General features: G+C 52.2%; 22 protein-coding genes. 3 read left to right on the top strand and 19 right to left on the bottom strand.

Annotated elements, in window-relative coordinates; all coding sequences use genetic code 11:
- Positions 1 to 54: 54 nt before the first annotated feature.
- From accD to pdxB, 5 genes are all read right to left on the bottom strand, one after another.
- On the bottom strand, positions 55 to 969 hold the full coding sequence (accD, locus tag ACJHYR_RS18935) for an acetyl-CoA carboxylase, carboxyltransferase subunit beta (RefSeq protein ID WP_000118404.1): 915 nt from the start codon (positions 967 to 969) through the stop codon (positions 55 to 57).
- A gap of 155 nt (positions 970 to 1124) precedes the next feature.
- Complete coding sequence (locus ACJHYR_RS18930; RefSeq protein WP_059327911.1) at positions 1125 to 1784, bottom strand: DedA family protein; 660 nt, start codon at positions 1782 to 1784, stop codon at positions 1125 to 1127.
- An 82-nt stretch (positions 1785 to 1866) separates the two neighbouring features.
- Positions 1867 to 2679 (bottom strand): tRNA pseudouridine(38-40) synthase TruA, encoded by an 813-nt coding sequence (gene truA / locus ACJHYR_RS18925; protein ID WP_001283590.1) that lies wholly within the window; start codon positions 2677 to 2679, stop codon positions 1867 to 1869.
- Positions 2679 to 3692: an aspartate-semialdehyde dehydrogenase gene (locus ACJHYR_RS18920; RefSeq protein WP_072837543.1), complete on the bottom strand. Its 1014-nt coding sequence runs from the start codon at positions 3690 to 3692 to the stop codon at positions 2679 to 2681. The genes truA and ACJHYR_RS18920 overlap by 1 nt, the downstream gene beginning before the upstream one ends.
- A gap of 65 nt (positions 3693 to 3757) precedes the next feature.
- Positions 3758 to 4894 carry a 4-phosphoerythronate dehydrogenase PdxB gene (pdxB, locus tag ACJHYR_RS18915; protein WP_000699139.1) on the bottom strand — a complete coding sequence of 379 codons (1137 nt, stop codon included), beginning with the start codon at positions 4892 to 4894 and terminating at the stop codon, positions 3758 to 3760.
- A gap of 98 nt (positions 4895 to 4992) precedes the next feature.
- Between pdxB and flk the strand changes: the two genes are divergently transcribed.
- Positions 4993 to 5988: a flagella biosynthesis regulator Flk gene (gene flk, locus ACJHYR_RS18910; protein WP_000615813.1), complete on the top strand. Its 996-nt coding sequence runs from the start codon at positions 4993 to 4995 to the stop codon at positions 5986 to 5988.
- Here the strand turns inward: flk and ACJHYR_RS18905 are convergent.
- Positions 5985 to 7163 carry an MFS transporter gene (locus tag ACJHYR_RS18905; protein ID WP_000127764.1) on the bottom strand — a complete coding sequence of 393 codons (1179 nt, stop codon included), beginning with the start codon at positions 7161 to 7163 and terminating at the stop codon, positions 5985 to 5987. The genes flk and ACJHYR_RS18905 overlap by 4 nt on opposite strands.
- Before the next feature lie 244 nt (positions 7164 to 7407).
- Positions 7408 to 8628 carry a beta-ketoacyl-ACP synthase I gene (gene fabB, locus ACJHYR_RS18900; RefSeq protein ID WP_000817178.1) on the bottom strand — a complete coding sequence of 407 codons (1221 nt, stop codon included), beginning with the start codon at positions 8626 to 8628 and terminating at the stop codon, positions 7408 to 7410.
- 158 nt (positions 8629 to 8786) lie between these two features.
- Between fabB and mnmC the strand changes: the two genes are divergently transcribed.
- Positions 8787 to 10793 carry a bifunctional tRNA (5-methylaminomethyl-2-thiouridine)(34)-methyltransferase MnmD/FAD-dependent 5-carboxymethylaminomethyl-2-thiouridine(34) oxidoreductase MnmC gene (gene mnmC / locus ACJHYR_RS18895; RefSeq protein ID WP_000682151.1) on the top strand — a complete coding sequence of 669 codons (2007 nt, stop codon included), beginning with the start codon at positions 8787 to 8789 and terminating at the stop codon, positions 10791 to 10793.
- Positions 10794 to 10848: 55 nt separating this feature from the next.
- Here mnmC and ACJHYR_RS18890 read toward each other — a convergent pair whose 3' ends face one another.
- From ACJHYR_RS18890 to prmB, 6 genes are read right to left on the bottom strand one after another with little or no spacing between them, the layout of a single operon-like run.
- On the bottom strand, positions 10849 to 11127 hold the full coding sequence (locus ACJHYR_RS18890) for a YfcL family protein (RefSeq protein WP_000559764.1): 279 nt from the start codon (positions 11125 to 11127) through the stop codon (positions 10849 to 10851).
- A 33-nt stretch (positions 11128 to 11160) separates the two neighbouring features.
- A complete protein-coding gene (gene epmC, locus ACJHYR_RS18885; RefSeq protein WP_001089217.1) occupies positions 11161 to 11709 on the bottom strand; it encodes an elongation factor P hydroxylase in 549 nt (182 codons plus the stop codon).
- Positions 11709 to 12518, bottom strand: a complete 810-nt coding sequence (locus ACJHYR_RS18880; protein ID WP_000447361.1) for a sulfite exporter TauE/SafE family protein — start codon at positions 12516 to 12518, stop codon at positions 11709 to 11711. Before ACJHYR_RS18880 ends, epmC begins: the two co-directional genes overlap by 1 nt.
- Positions 12518 to 13342, bottom strand: a complete 825-nt coding sequence (gene mepA / locus ACJHYR_RS18875) for a penicillin-insensitive murein endopeptidase (protein WP_001043827.1) — start codon at positions 13340 to 13342, stop codon at positions 12518 to 12520. Before mepA ends, ACJHYR_RS18880 begins: the two co-directional genes overlap by 1 nt.
- A gap of 3 nt (positions 13343 to 13345) precedes the next feature.
- Positions 13346 to 14431: a chorismate synthase gene (aroC, locus tag ACJHYR_RS18870; protein WP_001297933.1), complete on the bottom strand. Its 1086-nt coding sequence runs from the start codon at positions 14429 to 14431 to the stop codon at positions 13346 to 13348.
- Positions 14432 to 14465: 34 nt separating this feature from the next.
- Positions 14466 to 15398, bottom strand: a complete 933-nt coding sequence (gene prmB / locus ACJHYR_RS18865) for a 50S ribosomal protein L3 N(5)-glutamine methyltransferase (RefSeq protein WP_001306448.1) — start codon at positions 15396 to 15398, stop codon at positions 14466 to 14468.
- Between the two features lie 165 nt (positions 15399 to 15563).
- Between prmB and smrB the strand changes: the two genes are divergently transcribed.
- Positions 15564 to 16115 (top strand): endonuclease SmrB, encoded by a 552-nt coding sequence (gene smrB / locus ACJHYR_RS18860; protein ID WP_000727295.1) that lies wholly within the window; start codon positions 15564 to 15566, stop codon positions 16113 to 16115.
- Between the two features lie 140 nt (positions 16116 to 16255).
- On the opposite strand, the gene ACJHYR_RS18855 is transcribed toward smrB, so the two are convergent.
- The 6 genes from ACJHYR_RS18855 to ACJHYR_RS18830 are packed head-to-tail and all read right to left on the bottom strand — an operon-like array spanning position 16256 to position 22025.
- Positions 16256 to 17119, bottom strand: coding sequence for a StfH/YfcO family fimbrial adhesin (locus tag ACJHYR_RS18855; RefSeq protein WP_012602831.1), 864 nt, complete (start codon positions 17117 to 17119; stop codon positions 16256 to 16258).
- Complete coding sequence (locus ACJHYR_RS18850; protein WP_000725949.1) at positions 17106 to 17630, bottom strand: fimbrial protein; 525 nt, start codon at positions 17628 to 17630, stop codon at positions 17106 to 17108. Before ACJHYR_RS18850 ends, ACJHYR_RS18855 begins: the two co-directional genes overlap by 14 nt.
- Complete coding sequence (locus tag ACJHYR_RS18845) at positions 17627 to 18097, bottom strand: fimbrial protein (protein ID WP_059327772.1); 471 nt, start codon at positions 18095 to 18097, stop codon at positions 17627 to 17629. The genes ACJHYR_RS18850 and ACJHYR_RS18845 overlap by 4 nt, the downstream gene beginning before the upstream one ends.
- Positions 18094 to 18642 (bottom strand): fimbrial protein, encoded by a 549-nt coding sequence (locus ACJHYR_RS18840; protein ID WP_023156814.1) that lies wholly within the window; start codon positions 18640 to 18642, stop codon positions 18094 to 18096. The genes ACJHYR_RS18845 and ACJHYR_RS18840 overlap by 4 nt, the downstream gene beginning before the upstream one ends.
- Entirely contained in the window at positions 18617 to 19366 is a 750-nt protein-coding gene (locus ACJHYR_RS18835; RefSeq protein WP_072837542.1) for a fimbria/pilus periplasmic chaperone, read from the bottom strand. The genes ACJHYR_RS18840 and ACJHYR_RS18835 overlap by 26 nt, the downstream gene beginning before the upstream one ends.
- Positions 19367 to 19385: 19 nt before the next feature.
- A complete protein-coding gene (locus tag ACJHYR_RS18830; protein ID WP_001114066.1) occupies positions 19386 to 22025 on the bottom strand; it encodes a fimbrial biogenesis outer membrane usher protein in 2640 nt (879 codons plus the stop codon).
- Positions 22026 to 22106 lie beyond the last annotated feature (81 nt).

Below are 22106 nucleotides of genomic sequence, written 5' to 3'. Positions count from 1 at the left end.
GTTACGGTGAGAATAGCAAAAGGGCAGAGCCAGTGGCCCTGCCCTTATCAGTTATCAGGCCTCAGGTTCCTGATCTGGTACCGGTGGCACCACTACGCCTTCACGCGGCGCTTCAGGATTCGGCGCTGGCAGATTCATCAACTTCGCCAGAATACTCGCCAGTTTCAGGCGCATTTCCGGACGACGGACGATCATGTCGATCGCGCCCTTCTCGATCAGGAATTCACTGCGCTGGAATCCTGGCGGCAGTTTTTCGCGAACGGTCTGTTCGATAACACGCGGACCGGCAAAGCCGATTAACGCTTTCGGTTCAGCGATGTTGAGATCGCCCAGCATGGCGAAACTTGCAGAAACACCGCCCATGGTCGGGTCGGTCAGCACGGAGATGTACGGCAAGCCGCGCTCCTGCATTTTTGCCAGCGCCGCAGAGGTTTTCGCCATCTGCATCAGCGACATCAGTGCTTCCTGCATACGTGCGCCACCAGAGGCGGAGAAGCAGATCAGTGGGCAGTTATCTTCCAGCGCCTGCTCAACGGCACGCACGAAACGTGCACCTACCACAGACCCCATGGAACCGCCCATAAAGGCAAACTCGAATGCCGCAGCGACAACCGGCATTCCATACAGGGTGCCTTTCATCACCACCAGCGCATCTTTTTCGCCGGTTTCTTTCTGCGCAGATGCCAGACGGTCTTTATACTTCTTGGAGTCACGAAACTTCAGCACATCTTTCGGCTCAAGCTCGCTACCCAGCTCCACAAGGCTTCCTTCATCTAACAGGCTATGCAGGCGATTACGCGCTGTCATACGCATGTGATGGTCACACTTCGGACAGACCTCAAGATTACGTTCCAGCTCAGCGCGGTATAAAACCTGACCGCAGCTATCACACTTAGTCCACACCCCTTCAGGAATGCTCGCCTTGCGGGTGGGAGTAATGTTGCTTTTAATTCGTTCAATCCAGCTCATTAGGGACCTTTCTGTCTGAACCTGGTTCGATGCCAGTTTTATCTTTGGGGACGCATAATGCCATTTTTGCCCCCAACAGACCATGAATGTTGCACATTAAAACATAACAGCCCGAAACTTTGGATAAAAAAGTGGTCGAACCGCGGAGTTACTTTTTATTTTGCGGCGCGTGCCGCAGCGCGTTTGTGGCGAATAAATTCGAAAACACCTGGCAATATTGAAACAAAAATAATGCCAACAATCATCAGTTTAAGGTTGCTCTGAATGAAGGGGAGCGTTCCGAAGAAATAACCCGCGTAGGTAAAAATCAGTACCCATAGCAACGCGCCGAGGACGTTATAAGCGGCGAAATGACGATACGACATGTGGCCCATTCCCGCAACGAACGGCGCGAACGTTCTGACGATCGGCACAAAACGGGCGAGAATAATCGTTTTGCCGCCATGTTTCTCATAAAACTGATGAGTCTTATCAAGATAACTGCGACGAAAGATTTTCGAATCCGGATTACTGAACAGTTTGTCACCGAATAACCGTCCAATGGTGTAGTTCACCGCGTCACCCACAATCGCGGCGATCAGCATCAGCACCACCATCATATGGACGTTGAGATCGTTGGTTTCCAGTGATGCCAACGCACCGGCAACAAACAGCAATGAATCACCCGGTAAAAACGGCGTTACCACCAGACCGGTTTCACAGAACAAAATTAAGAACAAAATGGCATAAACCCAGACGCCATACTCCGCGACCAGTTCTGCCAGATGCACGTCAATGTGCAGGATAAAATCGATGAGGAAATAAATCAGGTCCATATTAGCCTATGCCTTGTACTCGTCATCTTTCAGGCTGTAACTACGTTGGCTACAGCCTGAAATGTTCCGAGCATTATTCTTGTTAGTCCGCCAGAAATAGCGGGCCCATTGGCGGTTTTGGAAGATCATACCGGTCAGGGTAATCCACCGCGACCAGATACAGCCCTTCCGCTTTTGCCGTTGCTGCCGCCAGCGTTCTGTCCTTTGCCGCCAGCAACTCTGCTATCCAGCTCTCCGGCTGGTTGTGGGCACCGACTTCCATCAGGCTGCCGACAATATTCCTGACCATATGATGTACAAAGGCATTCGCTTTGATATCTACCACCACATAAGGACCGTGACGCGTGACATTAATATGCATAACGTTGCGCCACGGGGTTCGGGACTGGCACTGCACCGCACGGAACGAGGTGAAATCATTCTCGCCCAGCAAGCATTGCGCAGCCCGATGCATCCGTTCAGCGTCCAGCGGTTCGTAAAAATGGGTTACCCCTTTACTCAGTACCGCCGGGCGCAGCCGATGATTGTAGATGATGTAGCGATAACGGCGAGCCGTGGCGCTAAATCGGGCATGAAAATCATCAGGTACAGCTTTAACCCAACGCACGGCGATGTCACCAGGTAAATTCGCATTTACGCCCAACGTCCACGCGGCGTCTTTGCGCTGCGCGGTCGTTTCGAAATGCACAACCTGCCCGGTGCCGTGTACACCTGCGTCAGTACGCCCGGCGCAGAAGACGGTGATCGGTTCGTTCGCCACCTGGGAGAGCGCCTTTTCCAGCTTCTCCTGCACACTGCGGACTTCGTTCTGCCGTTGCCAGCCGTAATACTTACTGCCGTCGTACTCAATGCCCAGCGCAATTTTATAAACTGGCGGTTGTTGCTGGTCGGACATTAGTACAGATACTCCTGCACCAGTTTCTCGGCGATTTTTACTGCCATCAGCGCGCCGCCAAAGCGAACGTTATCGGCCACCGACCAGAACTGAACTTGCTCCGGCATACCGTAGTCATTACGTACGCAGCCAACGGAAAGATGCGGCGTACCAGAAGCATCCCCCACCTGAGTCGGGAATTCGTTCTCTTCAGAGAGCACAATATCTTCGCCCTGAGCAAACGCATCACGCGCTTCTTCTGCTGCCAGCGGACGCAGTGCTTCAAAGTTGACCATCTGGGCATGACCGTAGAATACCGGTGCCTGGACGACGCTTGCCGAAATCATCAGCCCTTCGTCCTGCAGGATTTTGCGTACTTCGTCAACGATACGACGTTCTTCACGCACGCTACCTTCGCTATCCGGCAGTAACGGCAGCATGTTGAACGCCAGCTGACGCCCGAAGAAATCTTCTTCATCAATCGGAATGCCGTTGAGCAATTTCGCACTCTGCCCCGCTAACGCATCGACCGCTTTTTTGCCCTGGGCGGAGGCTGAAATCAGGCTGGTAACGCTGATACGTGACAAACCGCCCTGATCGATTAACGGTTTCAGTGCCGCCAGCAGCTGGCTGGTCAGACTGTCCGGTACGGCGATGACATTCCGGTTGCGGTAATCGGTCAGTACAAACGGGTTTACTTCCGGCACCACCAGCGGTACGTCAGGTTCGAGAGCAAACAATCCGCTGCTGTCGATCACCAGACAACCTGAGTTGGTCGCTTCTTCAACCCAGGCAGCGCTAGCTTCTTTGCCTGCGACAAAAAACGCCAGCTGCGCCTGCGTCCAGTCGAATTCAGCAGCATCCTGCACGGTGATTGTCTTACCACCAAAGCGCAGTTGTTCGCCTGCGCTTTCGTTACGTGCCAGTGCATAAATTTCCCCAACCGGGAACTGACGTTCAGCCAGCGTTTCAAGCAGGGCTTCGCCCACAGCGCCAGTTGCGCCCAGGACGGCAATGTTCCAGCCTTCAGACATGGTGGTTTACTCCAGAAATAGCAAAGCTCCCTGCCAATATTACAGCAGAGAGCATGAAGAAGAGATTAACGTGCCGGATGATGAACGGCGTTAAAACCCAGTTTACACAGCAATGATGCCGCGCTGGCGTCATCACAAATCACATACAGAGATGACCATTCACGGCGCTCAAGATAGTTTTTGCGCAGCTTATCGAACTCACCCGGTATTCCGGCGACTTTACGCAGCGGTGCGTCATCGCGGCGCACATCATACACCAAATGCACCAGCCTTTTCAGCGTCGGTTGATCGAGCGGACCATGCAGCGTAATGCGGCCAAACTCTGGCGCGGGCAGCAACGTATCCAGCGCAACGTGTTGTTCATGCCCAATAAACTTGCTATAGGCTTCAAACACTTGCGTAGTACCGCGTGCTTTACCTTCCAGGGTATAGCCTGCGATATGCGGCGTGCCGATATCCACTTTTTTCAGCAATTCCACGTTGAGTTCCGGTTCGCCTTCCCAGACATCCAGCACTACGCTTAACTTCTGGCCTTCGTTCAGACAGGTCAATAGGGCAGTATTATCGACGACTGCGCCACGGCAGGCGTTAATCAGAATCGCTCCTGGTTTCAGGCTACGGATCAGTTTTTCATCCGCCAGATGCAGCGTTTTGTACGGCCCGTCTTTGAAGAGTGGCGTATGGAAAGTCAGAATATCCGCATGCTGAACTAATTCATCCAGCGAGCGGAAATCCCCCTCATCCCCACGGTCGGCGCGAGGCGGATCGCAAAGCAAGGTTGTAATCCCTAACGCTTCCAGTCGCGCCTGTAAACGGCGACCAACGTTACCAACGCCCACGATCCCCACGGTACGCTCGTGCAGTGAAAATCCATCGCGTTCGGCAAGCATCAGCAGTGAGGAGAAAACATATTCCACCACCGCAATCGCATTACAGCCAGGTGCCGCGGAAAAACCAATTCCCGCCTGCTTTAACCACGCTTCATCGACATGGTCGGTCCCCGCGGTGGCAGTGCCAACAAATTTAATGGGTTTTCCTGCCAGCAAAGATTCATTCACTTTAGTGACCGAACGCACCATCAGCGCATCCGCGTCTGCCAGTTGAGCGACGGGGATTGGACGCCCGGGAACCGCGGTCACCTCACCCAAACGGCTAAATAAGTCGCGGGCATAAGGCATATTTTCATCAACAAGGATTTTCACGTTTGTGTTACCTGTATGAGACGAGAGTTAACCGGACAAGTGTGCCATAATCTCGCGGCCAGGCATACTTGCGAAGATTTCAGGTATAAGGATACGTAATGATACAACCTATTTCCGGCCCTCCTCCTGGGCAACCACCAGGTCAGGGAGATAACCTGCCGTCTGGCGCGGGCAATCAGCCTTTATCCAGTCAGCAACGTACTTCGCTGGAAAGCTTAATGACGAAAGTGACCTCACTGACGCAACAACAAAGAGCAGAACTGTGGGCGGGTATCAGGCACGATATTGGTCTGTCGGGAGATTCACCGCTGCTTTCGCGTCACTTTCCTGCCGCTGAGCACAATCTGGCGCAACGTCTGCTGGCCGCGCAAAAAAGCCATTCTGCCCGCCAGCTTTTAGCGCAATTAGGGGAGTATCTACGTCTGGGGAATAATCGTCAGGCGGTCACGGATTATATCCGTCATAACTTTGGTCAGACGCCGCTGAATCAGCTCTCACCGGAGCAATTAAAGACCATTCTCACCCTGTTGCAGGAAGGGAAGATGGTTATTCCGCAACCGCAGCAGCGCGAAGCGACCGACCGTCCGTTATTACCGGCGGAGCACAATGCGCTCAAACAGCTGGTGACCAAACTTGCGGCGGCAACGGGAGAACCCAGCAAGCAGATCTGGCAATCGATGCTGGAACTTTCCGGGGTGAAAGATGGTGAGTTAATTCCAGCGAAACTGTTTAACCATCTGGTGACCTGGCTACAGGCGCGTCAGACGCTAAGCCAGCAAAATACGCCGACGCTTGAATCACTCCAGATGGCGCTAAAACAACCTTTAGATGCCAGTGAACTGGCGGCGTTATCGGCATATATCCAGCAAAAATATGGCCTTTCTGCGCAATCATCGCTTTCTTCTGCCCAGGCCGAGGATATTCTTAATCAGCTTTATCAACGGCGGGTTAAAGGGATTGATCCGCGTGATATGCAACCGCTGCTTAATCCTTTTCCACCGATGATGGACACGTTGCAAAATATGGCAACGCGTCCCGCGCTGTGGATACTGTTAGTCGCGATTATCCTGATGCTGGTCTGGCTGGTTCGTTAACCCCGACGAAACGACAGTATCGTGACAATAATTCCCAGCACCGCAGAGATCGCCCCGGCAAGAAATACCGAAGAGTAACCAAACGTGGTCGCCAGCATTCCCGCAAGCGGCCCGGAGACGCCGAGGGCGATATCCTGAAACGCGGCGTAACCGCCCAGTGCGGTGCCGCGAACGTGTGACGGTACGCGTTTAACCACCTCCACGCCCAGCGCAGGAAAGATAAGCGAACATCCGGCTCCGGTTAACGCCGCGCCTGCTAATGCGACCCACGCCCCTGGGGCTTGCCAGAGCAGCAACAAGCCCACCGTTTCTACAAGCAGAGAGACGATCGCCACTTTCACGCCGCCAAAACGGTCCGGCATCCAGCCAAACATGACGCGCATCACGACAAATGCGCCGCCAAACGCGGTAAGAGTAAAGCCCGCCATCGCCCATCCTTTGCTGGCAAAGTAGAGCGAAACGAAAGTCCCGATAACCGCAAAACCAACGCCTTGTAGTGCCAGACCTAACCCTGGTTTCCAGATAAGCCCGACAACACTCCACAGCGATGGACGTTCTCCCGCCAGGGCCGGTACTTTGCGCACTGTGCCGTTACAGGCCCACGCCAGTAAGGGTAATGCCATTGTGGTGAGCGCCAGTGCGGCAAAACCGTAATGGCTATGAATCAACAGGCCAAGCGGCGCACCAACAGCGAGGGCACCGTAAATCGCCATTCCGTTCCATGACATCACTTTGCCGGAATGTTTTGGCCCAACGATGCCTAATCCCCAGGTCAGAGCGCCTGTCAGTAACTGGCTTTCACCAAAGCCAAGAATCAAACGCCCTACGACCAACAGGGCAAATTTGAACGGTGCAGCGACGGGCAAAATCGCCGCCAGCAGCAACGCGCCCCCCGCCAGACCGCAAGCTAACATCCCCTGAAGCGCCGAACGTTTTGCGCCATATTGATCGGCCAGTCGCCCGGCGTAACCACGCGTCAGCACCGTAGCCAGAAACTGAATGCCGACGGCAATACCGACCATGGTGTTGCCATAGCCCAGTTCATGATGAACAAACAGCGGGATAACCGGCAACGGCAGCCCTACGGTCATATAGGTGAGAAAAACCGCAAAAGCGATGCGGAAGAGCGAAAAATTGGCAGAAGATCGTGTTTCGGTTTGGCTTACAGCAGTCATGCATTACTCCAGAATGCAGCGCAAGGCGAGGAATTTCCCCGTCTCATCTCTCTGGTTTCAGGGTTACGGTGCGTTGGCAGGATTTAACGCGTACGTCTTTTCAGAAGGAAATCGACAAAGCGGGAAGTTTGCCTGGAACAGGCGGCGATTGTCAATAATGTGAAAAAGGGAACCATCGGGTTCCCTTTTGCGTTCGTGTCGGATGCCGAATTGGCACGTAACGTCGGATACGACCTACTCCGAATTAATCTTTCAGCTTACGCATTACCAGCGTGGCGTTGGTGCCGCCGAAGCCGAAGCTGTTAGACATAACGGTGGTCAGTTCGCGATCGGTCGTTTCGGTCACGATGTTCAGACCCGCAGCCTGCTCGTCCAGCTCTTCAATATTGATGCTCGGGGCGATAAAACCGTGTTCCAGCATCAGCAGAGAGTAGATAGCTTCCTGTACGCCAGCAGCGCCCAGAGAGTGACCGGTCATTGCTTTGGTTGCAGAAATCGCCGGGCTCTTATCGCCGAACACTTCACGGATAGCCGCCAGCTCTTTCACGTCGCCAACCGGAGTCGAAGTACCGTGGGAGTTCAGGTAGTCGATTGGGGTATCAACACCGTGCATCGCCATCTTCATGCAACGCACTGCGCCTTCGCCAGACGGAGCAACCATGTCTGCGCCATCAGACGTTGCGCCGTAGCCAACGATTTCAGCGTAGATATGAGCACCACGTGCCAACGCGTGTTCCAGTTCTTCGACCACCACCATACCGCCGCCGCCAGCGATAACGAAACCGTCACGGTGAGCGTCATAAGTACGGGAGGCTTTTTCCGGGGTGTCGTTGTATTTGGTAGACAGCGCACCCATTGCGTCGAATTCGCAGGCCATTTCCCAGCACAATTCTTCGCCGCCACCAGCAAACACGATGTCCTGTTTGCCCAGTTGGATCTGCTCTACTGCGTTACCGATACAGTGTGCGGAAGTCGCACACGCGGAGCTGATGGAGTAGTTAACGCCGTGAATCTTAAACGGCGTGGCGAGGCAGGCAGAAACGCCGGATGCCATCGCTTTGGTGACCACATACGGGCCTACCGCTTTCAGGCCGCGCGGGCCGCGCATTGCGTCAGCGCCGAACACCTGAAAACGCGGGGAACCGCCGCCGGAACCTGCAATCAGGCCAACGCGCGGGTTATTCTGGTAAGCTTCCGGGGAGAGGCCAGCATCTGCAATTGCCTGCTCCATAGAAAGGAATGCATAAATGGATGCGTCGCTCATAAAGCGCACAACTTTGCGGTCAATGAGGCCAGTGGTATCCAGTTTTACGTTGCCCCAGACGTGGCTACGCATGCCGGAATCCTTCAGCTCCTGAGAGAAAGTGATCCCTGAACGTCCTTCACGCAGAGATGCCAGGACTTCCTGCTGGTTATTACCGATGCTGGAAACAATGCCCAGGCCAGTAATCACTGCACGTTTCATTCAATACCTCTGTAAGTCGCACATAGAGTAAGTTTCGAATGCACAATAGCGTACACTTGTACGCCGAACAAGTCCGATCAGCCAATTAATAGAGAAATTTGCGCAGCCTGACACACATCGCTAAGATCGAGGCACCGCCTGTAAGACGAGTAACTTACGTGAAACACAACGCCATACAACCTGCCAACCTCGAATTTAATGCTGAGGGTACACCTGTTTCCCGAGATTTTGACGATGTCTATTTTTCCAACGATAACGGACTGGAAGAGACACGCTATGTTTTTCTCGGAGGTAACCAATTAGAGGCACGCTTTCCTGAGCATCCACATCCTCTGTTTGTGGTAGCAGAGAGCGGCTTCGGCACCGGATTAAACTTCCTGACGCTATGGCAGGCATTTGATCAGTTTCGCGAAGCACATCCGCAAGCGCAATTACAACGCTTACATTTCATTAGTTTTGAGAAATTTCCCCTCACCCGTGCGGATTTAGCCTTAGCGCATCAACACTGGCCGGAACTGGCTCCGTGGGCAGAACAACTTCAGGCGCAGTGGCCAATGCCCTTGCCCGGTTGCCATCGTTTATTACTCGATGAAGGCCGCGTGACGCTGGATTTATGGTTTGGCGATATTAATGAACTGACCAGCCAACTGGACGATTCGCTAAATCAAAAAGTAGATGCCTGGTTTCTGGACGGCTTTGCGCCAGCGAAAAACCCGGATATGTGGACGCAAAATCTGTTTAACGCCATGGCCCGGCTGGCGCGTCCGGGCGGCACGCTGGCGACATTTACGTCTGCCGGTTTTGTCCGCCGTGGTTTACAGGAAGCCGGATTCACGATGCAAAAACGTAAGGGCTTTGGGCGCAAACGGGAAATGCTTTGTGGGGTGATGGAACAGACATTACCACTCCCCTGCTCCACGCCGTGGTTTAATCGTACGGGCAGCAGCAAACGGGAAGCGGCGATTATCGGCGGTGGTATTGCCAGCGCGTTGTTGTCGCTGGCGTTATTACGGCGCGGCTGGCAAGTAACGCTTTATTGCGCGGATGAAGCCCCCGCGCTGGGTGCTTCCGGCAATCGCCAGGGGGCGCTGTATCCGCTTTTAAGTAAACACGATGAGGCGCTGAACCGCTTTTTCTCTAATGCGTTTACTTTTGCTCGTCGGCTTTACGATTTATTGCCCGTCAAATTTGATCATGACTGGTGCGGCGTCACGCAGTTAGGCTGGGATGAGAAAAGCCAGCATAAAATCGCACAGATGCTGTCGATGGATTTACCCACAGAACTGGCTGTTGCGGTCGGGGCGAATGAGGTTGAAGGCGTTACAGGTGTAGTAACAAATTGTGGCGGTATTACATATCCGCAAGGTGGATGGCTGTGTCCAGCAGAACTGACCTGTAATGTGCTGGAACTGGCGCAACAGCAAGGTTTACAGATTCATTATCAATATCAGTTGCAGGATTTATCCCGTAAGGATGACTGTTGGTTGCTGAATTTTGCAGGAGATCAGCAAGCAACACACAATGTAGTAGTACTGGCGAACGGGCATCAAATCAGCGGTTTCAGCCAAACATCGACTCTGCCAGTGTATTCGGTTGCCGGACAGGTCAGCCATATTCCGACAACGCCGGAACTGGCAAAGCTGAAGCAGGTGCTGTGCTATGACGGTTACCTCACGCCGCAAAATCCGGCGAATCAACATCATTGTATTGGTGCCAGTTATCATCGCGGCAGCGAAGATACGGCGTTCAGTGAGGACGATCAGCAGCAGAATCGCCAGCGGTTGATTGATTGTTTCCCGCAGGCGCAGTGGGCAAAAGAGGTTGATGTCAGTGATAAAGAGGCGCGCTGCGGTGTGCGTTGTGCCACTCGCGATCATTTGCCAATGGTAGGCAATGTTCCCGATTATGAGGCAACACTCGTGGAATATGCGTCGCTGGCGGAGCAGAAAGATAAGGCGGTAAGCGCGCCGGTTTATGACGATCTCTTTATGCTTGCTGCTTTGGGTTCGCGCGGTTTGTGTTCTGCCCCGCTGTGTGCTGAGATTCTGGCGGCGCAGATGAGCGACGAACCGATTCCGATGGATGCCAGTACGCTGGCGGCGTTAAATCCGAATAGGTTATGGGTGCGGAAATTGTTGAAGGGTAAAGCGGTTAAGACGGGGTAATCTGCTCTGGCAGTGTTTGCCGGATATGGCGTGAACGCCGCATCCGGCACATTACTTACTGCTGTGACGCCTGCTGAAACAGGTTTTCCCACATATCGGTCACCAGCGCCTGGTCACGCGGCGACAATTCACCGGCACCAATGGCTTTTTCCAGACTCTGGCTAACGGTTGTATGTACCGCCTGGGCGGAGTGGTCATCACCACTTTCCAGTTCTGCGATGGCTAATGTCAGGTGGCCACGCAAATACCCACTGGCAAACAACTCATCATCACTGGCATGGTCAACCATACCGTCGATTAATGCCAGAATGCGTGATTCAAACTCCGCGATCATCTTCTTTCCTCATTGTAAAACGTGGCGCTGGCTTTAGTTGAGCGCTTCCGGCCACGGGAACTGTTCCGCCGTAAGTTCCGGCGTGTGATAATAATTTTGTAATGCTTTAATGAAGCGTGCCGGGCGTTCAGGAATGCCGTTTTCCAGATAATCCATCACCTGTGCATGTATCCGCCGTTGAAACACCACACGATCCGGTTCGAAGTCGCCTTCCAGATTGTCGCAACTGACGTTAAACGGATATCCCGCCGCCACACAGAACAACCAGTCCAGCGCCTGCGGCTTCACTTCAACATCTTCAAACTGGCTTTGCGTTTGGGCATCGCGTCCGTCCGGGCAATACCAGTAGCCGAAATCAACCAGCTCACGGCGCGCTTTCCCGGCAATACACCAGTGCGAAATCTCATGAATTGCGCTGGCATAAAAGCCATGAGCAAAGACGATTCGGTTATACGGTACTTCCGCATCAGCAGGAAGATAGATCGGTTCGTCGTCGCCTTTAATCAGACGGGTATTAAAATCATCGGCAAAGCAGCTATTAAAAATTTCAATCAACTGCTCGTAGTGGTGTGTACTGTTCATTAGTTCATCCCCAACCAGTGGAGGATCTCCTGTCCGTGGCTATCGTAAAGTAATTTGGCACTCATCACCGCCGAGACGATAACAATCATCGGGCGGATCAGCTTTTGTCCTTTGCTCAACACCAGTCGTGAACCCATGCGCGCGCCGAGGAACTGCCCCACCAGCATCACGAATCCTGTCGCCCAAATCACTTTGCCACCGAGAATAAACAGCAGTAAACCGCCGATATTTGACGTTGCGTTGAGTAATTTGGCGTGAGCCGTGGCTTTGGCGAGGTTGAATCCGCACAGCGTAACAAAGGCCAGCGCGTAAAACGATCCCGCTGCCGGACCAAAGAAGCCGTCATAAAAACCGACGCAGCCACCGGCAATTAACGCGAAGGGTAAACCGTACATCCGGCGCTGGCGATCTTCTTCACCCAGCTTTGGCATCAGCAAGAAATAGAGGCCGATACAAATCACCAGAATGGGCAAAATCTGCCGTAAGACATCAGCCTGAACATACTGCACCAGCAATGCGCCGCTCATTGAGCCGACAAAGGTCATGGCGATATTGAGTTTCTGATCGCTTAAACTAACCACTTTGCGGCGAATAAAGTAGATAGTGGCGGAAATAGAGCCACCGCAGGCTTGCAGTTTATTGGTTGCCAGCGCGTTAGCGGGAGACATCCCCGCCGCCATCAATGCCGGAATGGTGAGTAACCCACCGCCACCGGCAATCGAGTCGATAAATCCCGCCAGCATGGCGACAAAAAAGAGAACTCCCAGCAACAGCGGGGAAACCATAAACAGGCTATTAAACGTTTCCATTAGATCACGTGCTCATCCAGTAGCGCCTGGCAGGAAGGCGGCAACGGAGGCGGTGTCTTCTTCTCAGGCTTTGTTGTTCCCGGTTTTGGAGGTTCAAACCAGCTTTGCAGTTCTGCCCCGCAACCATCGCCTGGTGGCGGTAAAGGTTGATCTTCACACTCCAGACTATCGGCAGGACAACGTAATCGTACATGCATATGCGCGCGATGCTGGAACCAGGGTCGCACTTTGCGCAACCAGTCGCGATCGGTGCCCGCATCAAGGCAAAGTTGTTGTTTAATCGCCGGATTAACAAAAATGCGCGTGACGTCTTTGTCCTGGGCGGCGAGTTTGATCAAGCTGAAAATTTCTGGCTTCCACAGCGTCGGAACAACGTGTTTACCGTCGCGGGAAACTAAATCTAACGCTTGCGGGCGCAAGAGCTGCGCGGAGGTCCAGCGTGTTTTTGGCAGTTGCAGGAAGATGTCCACATCCAGTCCGGTCTGGTGGCTGGCGTGACCGCCGTTGAAACGACCACCAGCAGGCATCCCCATATCGCCAATCAGCACCGTGCCCAAGCTCAGATTGCTCACCTGGCTACTCAGACGCTGGATAAACATCACCAGATCCGGGTGTCCGAAATAGCGACGCTGATCGGTACGCATGACCTGATAATGTTCGGACTGTATCGGCAGCGTGTCAGCGCCGACGATACAGCCATTAGAAAAACTGCCTATCGATTGTGCGCTACCCGGCACAGGTTGGGTTATTTTTTGCCACGGCGTCGCTGCCAGGCTGGCGCTACTGGCAAGCAGGGCCAGCAGCGCAATCGCGGTTTTGTTCATTTTTTACCAGCGTGGAATATCAGTCTTCACATCGGCATTTTGCGCCCGCTGCCGTAACAGGTGATCCATTAAAACGATCGCCAGCATCGCTTCTGCGATCGGCACCGCACGGATCCCGACACAAGGATCGTGACGGCCTTTGGTGATCATCTCAACTTCTTCGCCAAAGCGGTTAATGGTACGCCCTGGCACGGTAATGCTGGAGGTTGGCTTCAGCGCCATATGGGCAATGATTTGCTGCCCGCTGCTGATACCGCCAAGAATGCCGCCCGCATGGTTGCTCTGGAAACCGTCTTTGGTGATTTCGTCGCGGTTCTGGCTGCCACGCAGCGCCACCACGTCAAAACCATCACCAATTTCTACGCCTTTCACCGCGTTGATGCTCATCAGCGCATGGGCGATGTCGGCATCCAGGCGGTCAAAGACCGGCTCGCCAAGTCCGGCGGGGACGCCACTGGCAACAACGGTGACTTTCGCGCCGATGGAGTCGCCCTCTTTTTTCAGCGCGCGCATCAGTTCATCTAACGCGTCGATTTTGTCCGGGTCCGGGCAGAAAAACGGATTTTGCTCGACCTGCGACCAGTCTTTGATTTCCAGCGGAATGTCACCCATCTGGGTCAGGCAGCCGCGAATCTCAATGCCAAATTTCTCGGCGAGATATTTTTTTGCAATCGCCCCTGCCGCCACGCGCATGGCGGTTTCGCGGGCGGAAGAGCGCCCGCCGCCGCGATAATCGCGCAGACCGTATTTTTGTTCGTAGGTGTAATCGGCATGGCCTGGACGGAAAACGTCTTTAATGGCGCTGTAATCCTGAGAACGCTGGTCGGTATTTTCGATCAACAAGCCAATGCTGGTGCCGGTAGTAACGCCTTCAAAAACACCGGAGAGAATTTTGACCTGATCCGGCTCACGACGCTGGGTGGTGTAGCGCGATGTCCCAGGGCGACGACGATCAAGGTCATGTTGCAGGTCCGCTTCCGTCAGCGGAATGCCTGGCGGAACACCATCGACGATGCAGCCGAGCGCCAGCCCGTGCGATTCGCCGAAGGTGGTTACGCGAAAGAGTTGTCCAATTGTGTTTCCAGCCATCACGGCTCCGTTATTGTTGTGTTTGCGTGTTTACTTAATCTTTATAAATCGCGAAATGTTCACGGGCCGCCAGCAGCTGCTCTTTGGTGAGCATAAACACACCATCGCCGCCGTTATCAAACTCCAGCCAGGTGAACGGAACATCCGGATATTGTTCCATAAGATGTACCATGCTGTTGCCCACTTCACAAATCAGCACGCCATCATCAGCGAGGTAATCTGCCGCGTTTCCGAGAATGCGACGCGTCAGTTTCAGGCCGTCGGTGCCAGATGCCAGGCCCAGTTCCGGCTCGTGACGGTACTCATTTGGCAGGTCGGACATATCTTCCGCATCGACGTACGGCGGGTTAGTGACAATCAGGTCGTACTGCACTTTCGGTAAATCACGGAACAGATCAGAGCGAATCGGGATGACGTTGTGGATCAGACCGTGTTCTTCGATGTTCTGTTCAGCAACCGCCAGCGCGTCGGGAGAGATATCTACCGCGTCGACTTCCGCTTCCGGGAAAGCATAAGCACAGGCAATCGCAATGCAGCCGCTTCCGGTGCACATATCCAGAATGTGCTGCGGTTGCTTGCTGATGAGTCCGGCAAATTTATTGTTAATCAGTTCACCAATCGGCGAGCGCGGCACCAGCACACGTTCATCGACGTAAAATTCATGACCGCAGAACCAGGCTTTGTTGGTCAGGTAGGCCACCGGAATGCGCTCGTTGACGCGGCGAATTACGCGCTCAACAATACGGTGTTTTTCGCTGGAGGTCAGACGCGCGGTGCGCATATCTTCCGGGATATCCAGCGGCAGGTAGAGTGAAGGCAACACCAGTTGCACGGCTTCATCCCACGGGTTGTCAGTGCCGTGGCCGTACCAGATATTCGCCGCGCTGAAGCGGCTCACCGACCAGCGCAACATGTCCTGAATGGTTTGCAGCTCATTTACTGCTTCATCAACGAAAATTTTATCCACGTATTCCTCCAGGGCATGATCGCAATAATTTCGGCGGCTAGTTTGCCATGAAGATGACGATAAATCAGCATTCACGCGCGGTGAGTGAGGAAAAATACGTTTAAAACGATCGATTGCGCTACGAGTCGGGTAAACTGTAGGAAAATTAGAAATAGAGACAGATAAATGAAAAAGAAAATAACACTTAGCGAGGAGGACCAGGCTCTGTTTCGCCAGTTGATGGCGGGGACTCGCAAGATTAAGCAGGACACGATTGTCCACCGACCGCAGCGTAAGAAAATCAGCGAAGTGCCAGTGAAACGGTTGATTCAGGAGCAGGCCGATGCCAGCCATTATTTTTCCGATGAATTTCAGCCGTTATTGAATACCGAAGGTCCGGTGAAATATGTTCGCCCGGATGTCAGCCATTTTGAGGCGAAGAAGTTACGCCGTGGCGATTATTCACCGGAGCTGTTTTTGGATTTGCACGGTTTGACGCAGCTGCAAGCCAAGCAGGAGTTAGGCGCATTGATTGCCGCCTGTCGCCGCGAACATGTGTTTTGTGCCTGCGTGATGCATGGTCATGGGAAGCATATTTTGAAGCAGCAAACGCCGCTGTGGCTGGCGCAACATCCGCATGTGATGGCATTTCACCAGGCACCAAAAGAGTACGGTGGTGATGCGGCATTGCTGGTGTTGATTGAAGTGGATGAGTGGTTGCCGCCGGAATTACCGTGAATGCTGGCATCGAATGCCGGATGCGGCGTGAATGCCTTATCCGGCCGATAAAAATATGATAATTCAATAAATTGTGATTCATTTCGTAGGCCTGATAAGACGCGTCGGCGTCACATCAGGCATCAGTGCACAACGACGAGCTACAACTCATTCAATACATACTGAAAACGACACGTAGAATCAATCGGTTGCCGACTGCTGGTATTCACCTTCACCACGATATCATGTAACTCTTTATCGGTTACCGGATGACGTGTGGGGGTCACCGTTACCGTTGATTTGTCGCAGCCATAAGAGGTAAAGGTTAACAGTTCTGATACCGCACGGCAGTATGCACCTCTACTATCAAAAACGCTGCCGTCACAGAGTTTGCCGTTTTCCATCAGGTAGGTCGAAAGCGTAGTGGTAATTGTCGACCCCGTGGACTGTAGCTGTAGCGCTTTATTATGACTGACATAATTTTCACTCCAGGAGATATCATAGGAGGCGACCGGTATCGTTGGGCATATTGAGTTATGCACAGTCGGGCTCGTGTAGCTTCCAAATCCAGATAAGTTTGTATATGAATAAAAGGACGCGATCCACGGGCAACCATAATTATCAGATGCAACGGTGATCTTTAAGGTCATATATGCACAACGGAAAATATCCGTATCAATACCGGGGCAATGTGAATTATTAATCGTATCATAATCCGTTATAACCAGAGTTGGTGCCGGACCCGACCCCGTCCAGGAAATACGCGGAAGCGTATCCCCCTTACGCGCAAGAAAACTATATTTTCCATATGCAACCTCCCCTGGTGTTACCACCGTAACATTGAGAACAATAGACGAAGCTATCCCTGTTATCGTGTCCATCGCATAATAAATTCTCACACTGTCGAAACTTGAACTCATAAGTTTATCCCCAGCATAGCTCCTGGGTGTGCCGACAACATTCAGGACAAGCAGCATCAGGCTCGCGAAAAATAGGGTCCATTTTTTCATGTTATAAATACTCAAAGGTTGCCGTCACAGTGGCGTTAAAGTCACCGGACGTTACATTTCGCCCGCTCTTCGCCTGTAACCAGGCATTAAAATTTAGGCTGTTATTTCCCTGATTCAGCGGGAGCGTGACGCCTGTTGTATTGTTGACTGGCACTGGTATACCTGCCGCTGTTTCAATTCCAATCCCAGCGCCGGACGCAGAAGACGAGGCGTCAAAAGCCAGAAATCCGGGCAGTTCACTATCTTCTGTTCCCGTTAACGTGACTCTGACACTCAGCGATGTAGAACTTTGACAATCCTTCAATTGAATGACCAACGGCACTCGCTCTGACTGCCCAATGTTCATTAAATCGCTGGCGGCAATGGCAGGAAAATGTACCTCTGCCAACTGGCTACCGTTGATCACTGGTGTACACGATTTACTGATTAAATTGCCGGTAAAGTGCAGATTATCTACCGCTGTTGTGGTGCCGCTGTTCAGCAACAGCAGGCTATTGATAAAAATCAACGCACACTTTTTCTTCATTGATAATCCACCTGTAACGTGGCCCAGGCTTCAAAGTCCGCCTCAGGCAGATCATCACCACTCTTTTTTACTGGCACAGCCGTTAACACCGGTAAATCGGTTTCATTCACCACGAGTGGCGTATTGATCCTAAAACGCTGCCCAGCCTGTTTAAGCTGAATACCTAATCCAGTGATATTGCTGCTTACTGCGGCATCATCAAAATCGCTTTGTGTGCCACTCCAGCTCAAGGTCATTTCCATTGATGGGTCGCGAACCGCCGTATCACAGGTAATGGAATACGGCACCGTTTGCTCATAATTACTGCCATTAATGTCATCAACAAACACATCCTGAAAGGTGATTTCAATGGTTTGAGCGTTGCTAATAGTGCAGTTAGGCGGCTGCACTAAATAGCCGTGAAAAGAGACATTTGAGAGTGCCATCGAGCAAAAGCCCCACAGCACAAGAAGTGAGATCCGTTTCATTGATAATCCACCACAATTGTGGCGCTGGCGTTAAATTCCGCTGCCGCTAAGGTTGTACCACTCTGTTTCACCGGCACGGCTTCAAGTGCAGGGATGCCCGAGGAAAAATTAAACGGCAACCATGAACCAGACGTTAAGTCGAGTATTGAGTGATCACTACTTTTTTGAACCCGAATACCAAACCCTGGAATACCTGTGCTGATAACTGTTTCACCGTTAATCACGACCGTTGTCGCCTGCATCTGTAAACGCAAGTCATCCATTGCCAAATTGTTGCAAACAAGCGAGTAGTCAATGGGACGGTTATAACTCACCCCATCGATCTTATTAATGAATACATTACCAAACTCAACTGCCGCACCATTTACCGTACAAGGAGGAGGGGCATCAACAAGCACCCGTAAATTCATACTTACTGACTTACTCGCTGCAACTGCAAAGCCGCTACCAACACAACATATCAGTAACCCAGTTACCGCCCAGACAGAACAAGATCCTTTCATACTGGCTCTCCCGTCATTAGCCTTTGCGGCTCTGCTCTTCATCAACCTGGCAACTGTTACCGTTGCAGGTGAAAAAGAGCGGCATCCGAGCGCCATAGTCGTTGACATAGGTCAGTACCGGCACACTCCCCATCTTCACATTCAGCGGTGCAGAGGTTTTCGGCGACATCACTATTGGCGAGAAACCGGCTGCCGGATTGCCATTTTTCTGTGTGCTGGCATTACTGAAAATGACGTAATACGGCGTCGGGTTATTAACGGTAAATTCCTGACCGTTGCGGGTTAAGGTCACTTTATGCTGCCACGGGTTTTGCGTGGTGTTTTTTTCCAGAGCTTTCGGTCTCCAGAAAAGTTTGATACGCGTCTGAAGAGCGATTTGTAGCATGTTGGATTTGTTCGATTTCGGCGGAATTTCGCGCACGTTGAAATAGAACATCGATTCCCGATCGGCAGGTAATTTATGAATATCCGGCAGGCCCTGAATTTTAACCTGGCCATTCATCATTGCTTCAATGCGCTGTACAGGCGGCAATACCGCCAGCGGCGAGCTGATCTTGACGCCCTTTTCATCTTCAATCCAGCTTTGCGCCAGATAAGGCAGTTTGGGGTCGTTATTACGCAGCGTCACACTGATAGATTTATCGCTTTCATTAAAAATCAGGCGAGTACGATCGGGCGTTACTGACGCCTGGGTAGAAAAACTTACCGTTGCTGCCAGTAACGACAGTACCGTTGTCAATGTTTTGGCAGAGCGATATTTAGTCATGGATCATTCCTTAATCACGTTATTGGTTCGATGAAACAGACATCGGCGGTTCCATTGGTGTCACCTGTTGTGTCTGCTCCTGAATGACGGGTTGAATATCATGCGGTATGACGGGAGAACTTCCCCCCTTTTGCTGGCATGGCAACAACAAGCCATTGAACAGGTCATTCGGTAACGGGTCTGGCAGGCTGATATCGCAGTGAGATTCCCCCTCCCAGAAAACGGTCATATGTTCACCCGGTTTAACGCCTGCCAGATAAACATTACCTTCGTCATCAACCAACCCTACTTGTTGTTGATTATCGTTTTTCACTTCCGCCCCAAATGGCGGATGGCTGCCATCCTGCAAGCGCAGCACTGCCATCGCCTTCTCACCGCTGATTACCGCAAATTTACGGTAGCCAATAGCGCCTTCCGTCAGCGTTGCCTGAACCACTGATTTTGTAGCTTCGGCGTTTTCCGGCAGTTTGTTCAAATCGATATAAGCCTGGTTGCGGTAGTAATCATTAACATCTGCCACCACCGCTTTGCCGAACATGTTGGTATAAACGGCGGAACCATTACCTTCAACCGGCACATTAGCAACACCATCAGCGTCGATTAACAGACGTGTGCCGCCCATATTTTGTGTACGATGCAGTGCCCCGCCATGAGCGGTCAGCGTTGCCCCGCCCTGTAAAGAGATCCCTGCTGAGGTGTATTGCCCTTCATGGTAGTTGGCACTGAGATCCACTTTTGCCAGAGTACCATCGTGGCTGTAGTAGCCATCCACGCTGCTGTGGTTTTCGCTGGTTCCGGCGCTTAACGTGTAGTGGCTGGCGTCATCAATGCGGTGATACAGACTCACCTGATTGCTGTCGGCACCGCTGCCATAGTTGCCGTTGTAACTGATGGTGCTGTTGTCGCCCCACGGCAAACTTAAGGACAGATAAACACCCTTGTCAGCACTTTTATCGTATTCGTAGCGATAACCGGTCAGAGAAACGCTCAGGTTGCGAAGGCTTCCTAAATTAAAATAATGAGAAAGCATCATGTTGTAGTTGGTCTGATCCTGGCGATCCCAGTAGGTATGGTGGGAATAGTTGAGATAGACCGAAACGCGCGCATCCGTGAAGTTCTGGTTATAGGTGACCGTATACATCTCTTTGTCGTTACCGGTGCGCGCCCGGTCGTCGTCGTTCGCATCCAGATACTCGCTCATGGTCATGTAGTTTTTTTCAGAGAAGCGGTATCCAGCAAACGTCACCCGACTGTTGAGTTCATCGAAATCTTTGGCATAGCTGACGCGATAAGAGTTGCCGTCCAGCGTTTTGTTGCCATACACGCTGTTATCGTCGAGTTGAACACGAGAGTGAGTGACATCAAACGCTAACGCGCCTAGCAGCGCCAGGTCACGACCGAGGCCCAGCGCCGCCGACTGGTAGTTTTCATCGGCTAACGCACCGCCGTAGAGCGACCAGCCATTGGCAATCCCCCAGGATGCCTCGCCGCCCGAGAAGAAGCTACCTGCAACCTGATGGTCCCAGTTTTGTGGACGCCCCATTGTCACTTTGTAACGTACCTGGCCGGGGCGAGTCAGGAACGGCATGGACGCCGTGCTGACGTCGTATTCCTGTACCTGGCCGTTTTGTTCTTCAATGCGGACATGCAGCGTGCCAGAGACGGAATCGCCAATATCCTGAATGCGGAATGGACCTGCAGGCACCTGAGTTTCGTAAATGACACGGCCCATTTGGGTTACGGTCACTTTAGCGGTAGTGTGCGCAACACCTGAAATATCGGGGGCGTAGCCGCGCAGGTTTGGCGGTAACATTTGATCATCGGTACTGATGCTGCCGCCAATGTAACTGAAGCCATCAAAAATATCGGAGTTGAGATAATCTTCGCCCAGCGAAAGTTTGGCTTTTAATGACGGCAAGGCGCGCCAGGCGTAGTAACGACTCCACTCCCAGTTTTTTTGCGTACCGCTATCGTCAGTGTCGCCATCATCGTTACTGCGGGTATGCTGATAATCGCTCTGCCAGTCAGCTCGTAAGCGCCACGGCCCAACGTTAACGCCGACCGTACCATTACCGCTGATGTCGTTAGTGTCATCACCCCCATTTTCATGTCGGGTTTGCGCGTTGATACTGTAATCGGCAATAAGCCCAGGGATACCGTCATCCCAGCGCGAAGGCGGGTCCCACTCGCTGTCGGTATATTCCAGATAAGCCTGCGGTACAGAAACAAGGAGTGCAGACTGGCCTAAATCGCCGCTAATTTCTGTACCTGCTAAAAGTGCCGTATTCAGACACTGACCATCGCGGATCCATTGCAAATTCTTCGCAATATCTTCCTTCAGACCAAACTGGGCAACCAGCTCTGGCGATAAGCAGGCATATGATTTATTCGGATCGTTTTCAGTTGCGTACCAGTAGATATCGTAGTCGTCAGGTAACGGCTGATTATTTACATGAACGCGTAAGTTATATTTTCCCGGTTCTACATAGCCTTTTTGCGAAAAACGGCCCAAATCAATTTTGGTATTGCCTTTTAAATCAAGAAATCGGCCATCAAACTGAATGGTATCGTCTGCCAGGGCATTAAATGGACTTCCAGAAATTGCCAGAGCAATCCACCACGAAAGCCCCCGTAAACGGAGAAAAGAATGTTCTGGCATCGGCGTATCCATCCATGATTTTTTATAATTTAGTTATTTGGTAGTTATAAACCCCATAACTTTGCAGCTATGGGGGAAATA

Source organism: Escherichia sp. WS1450 (assembly GCF_046487395.1).
Classification (GTDB): domain Bacteria; phylum Pseudomonadota; class Gammaproteobacteria; order Enterobacterales; family Enterobacteriaceae; genus Escherichia; species Escherichia coli.
The sequence above is the reverse complement of the archived record's forward strand: the minus strand, read 5'-3'. Positions and strand labels throughout refer to the sequence as shown.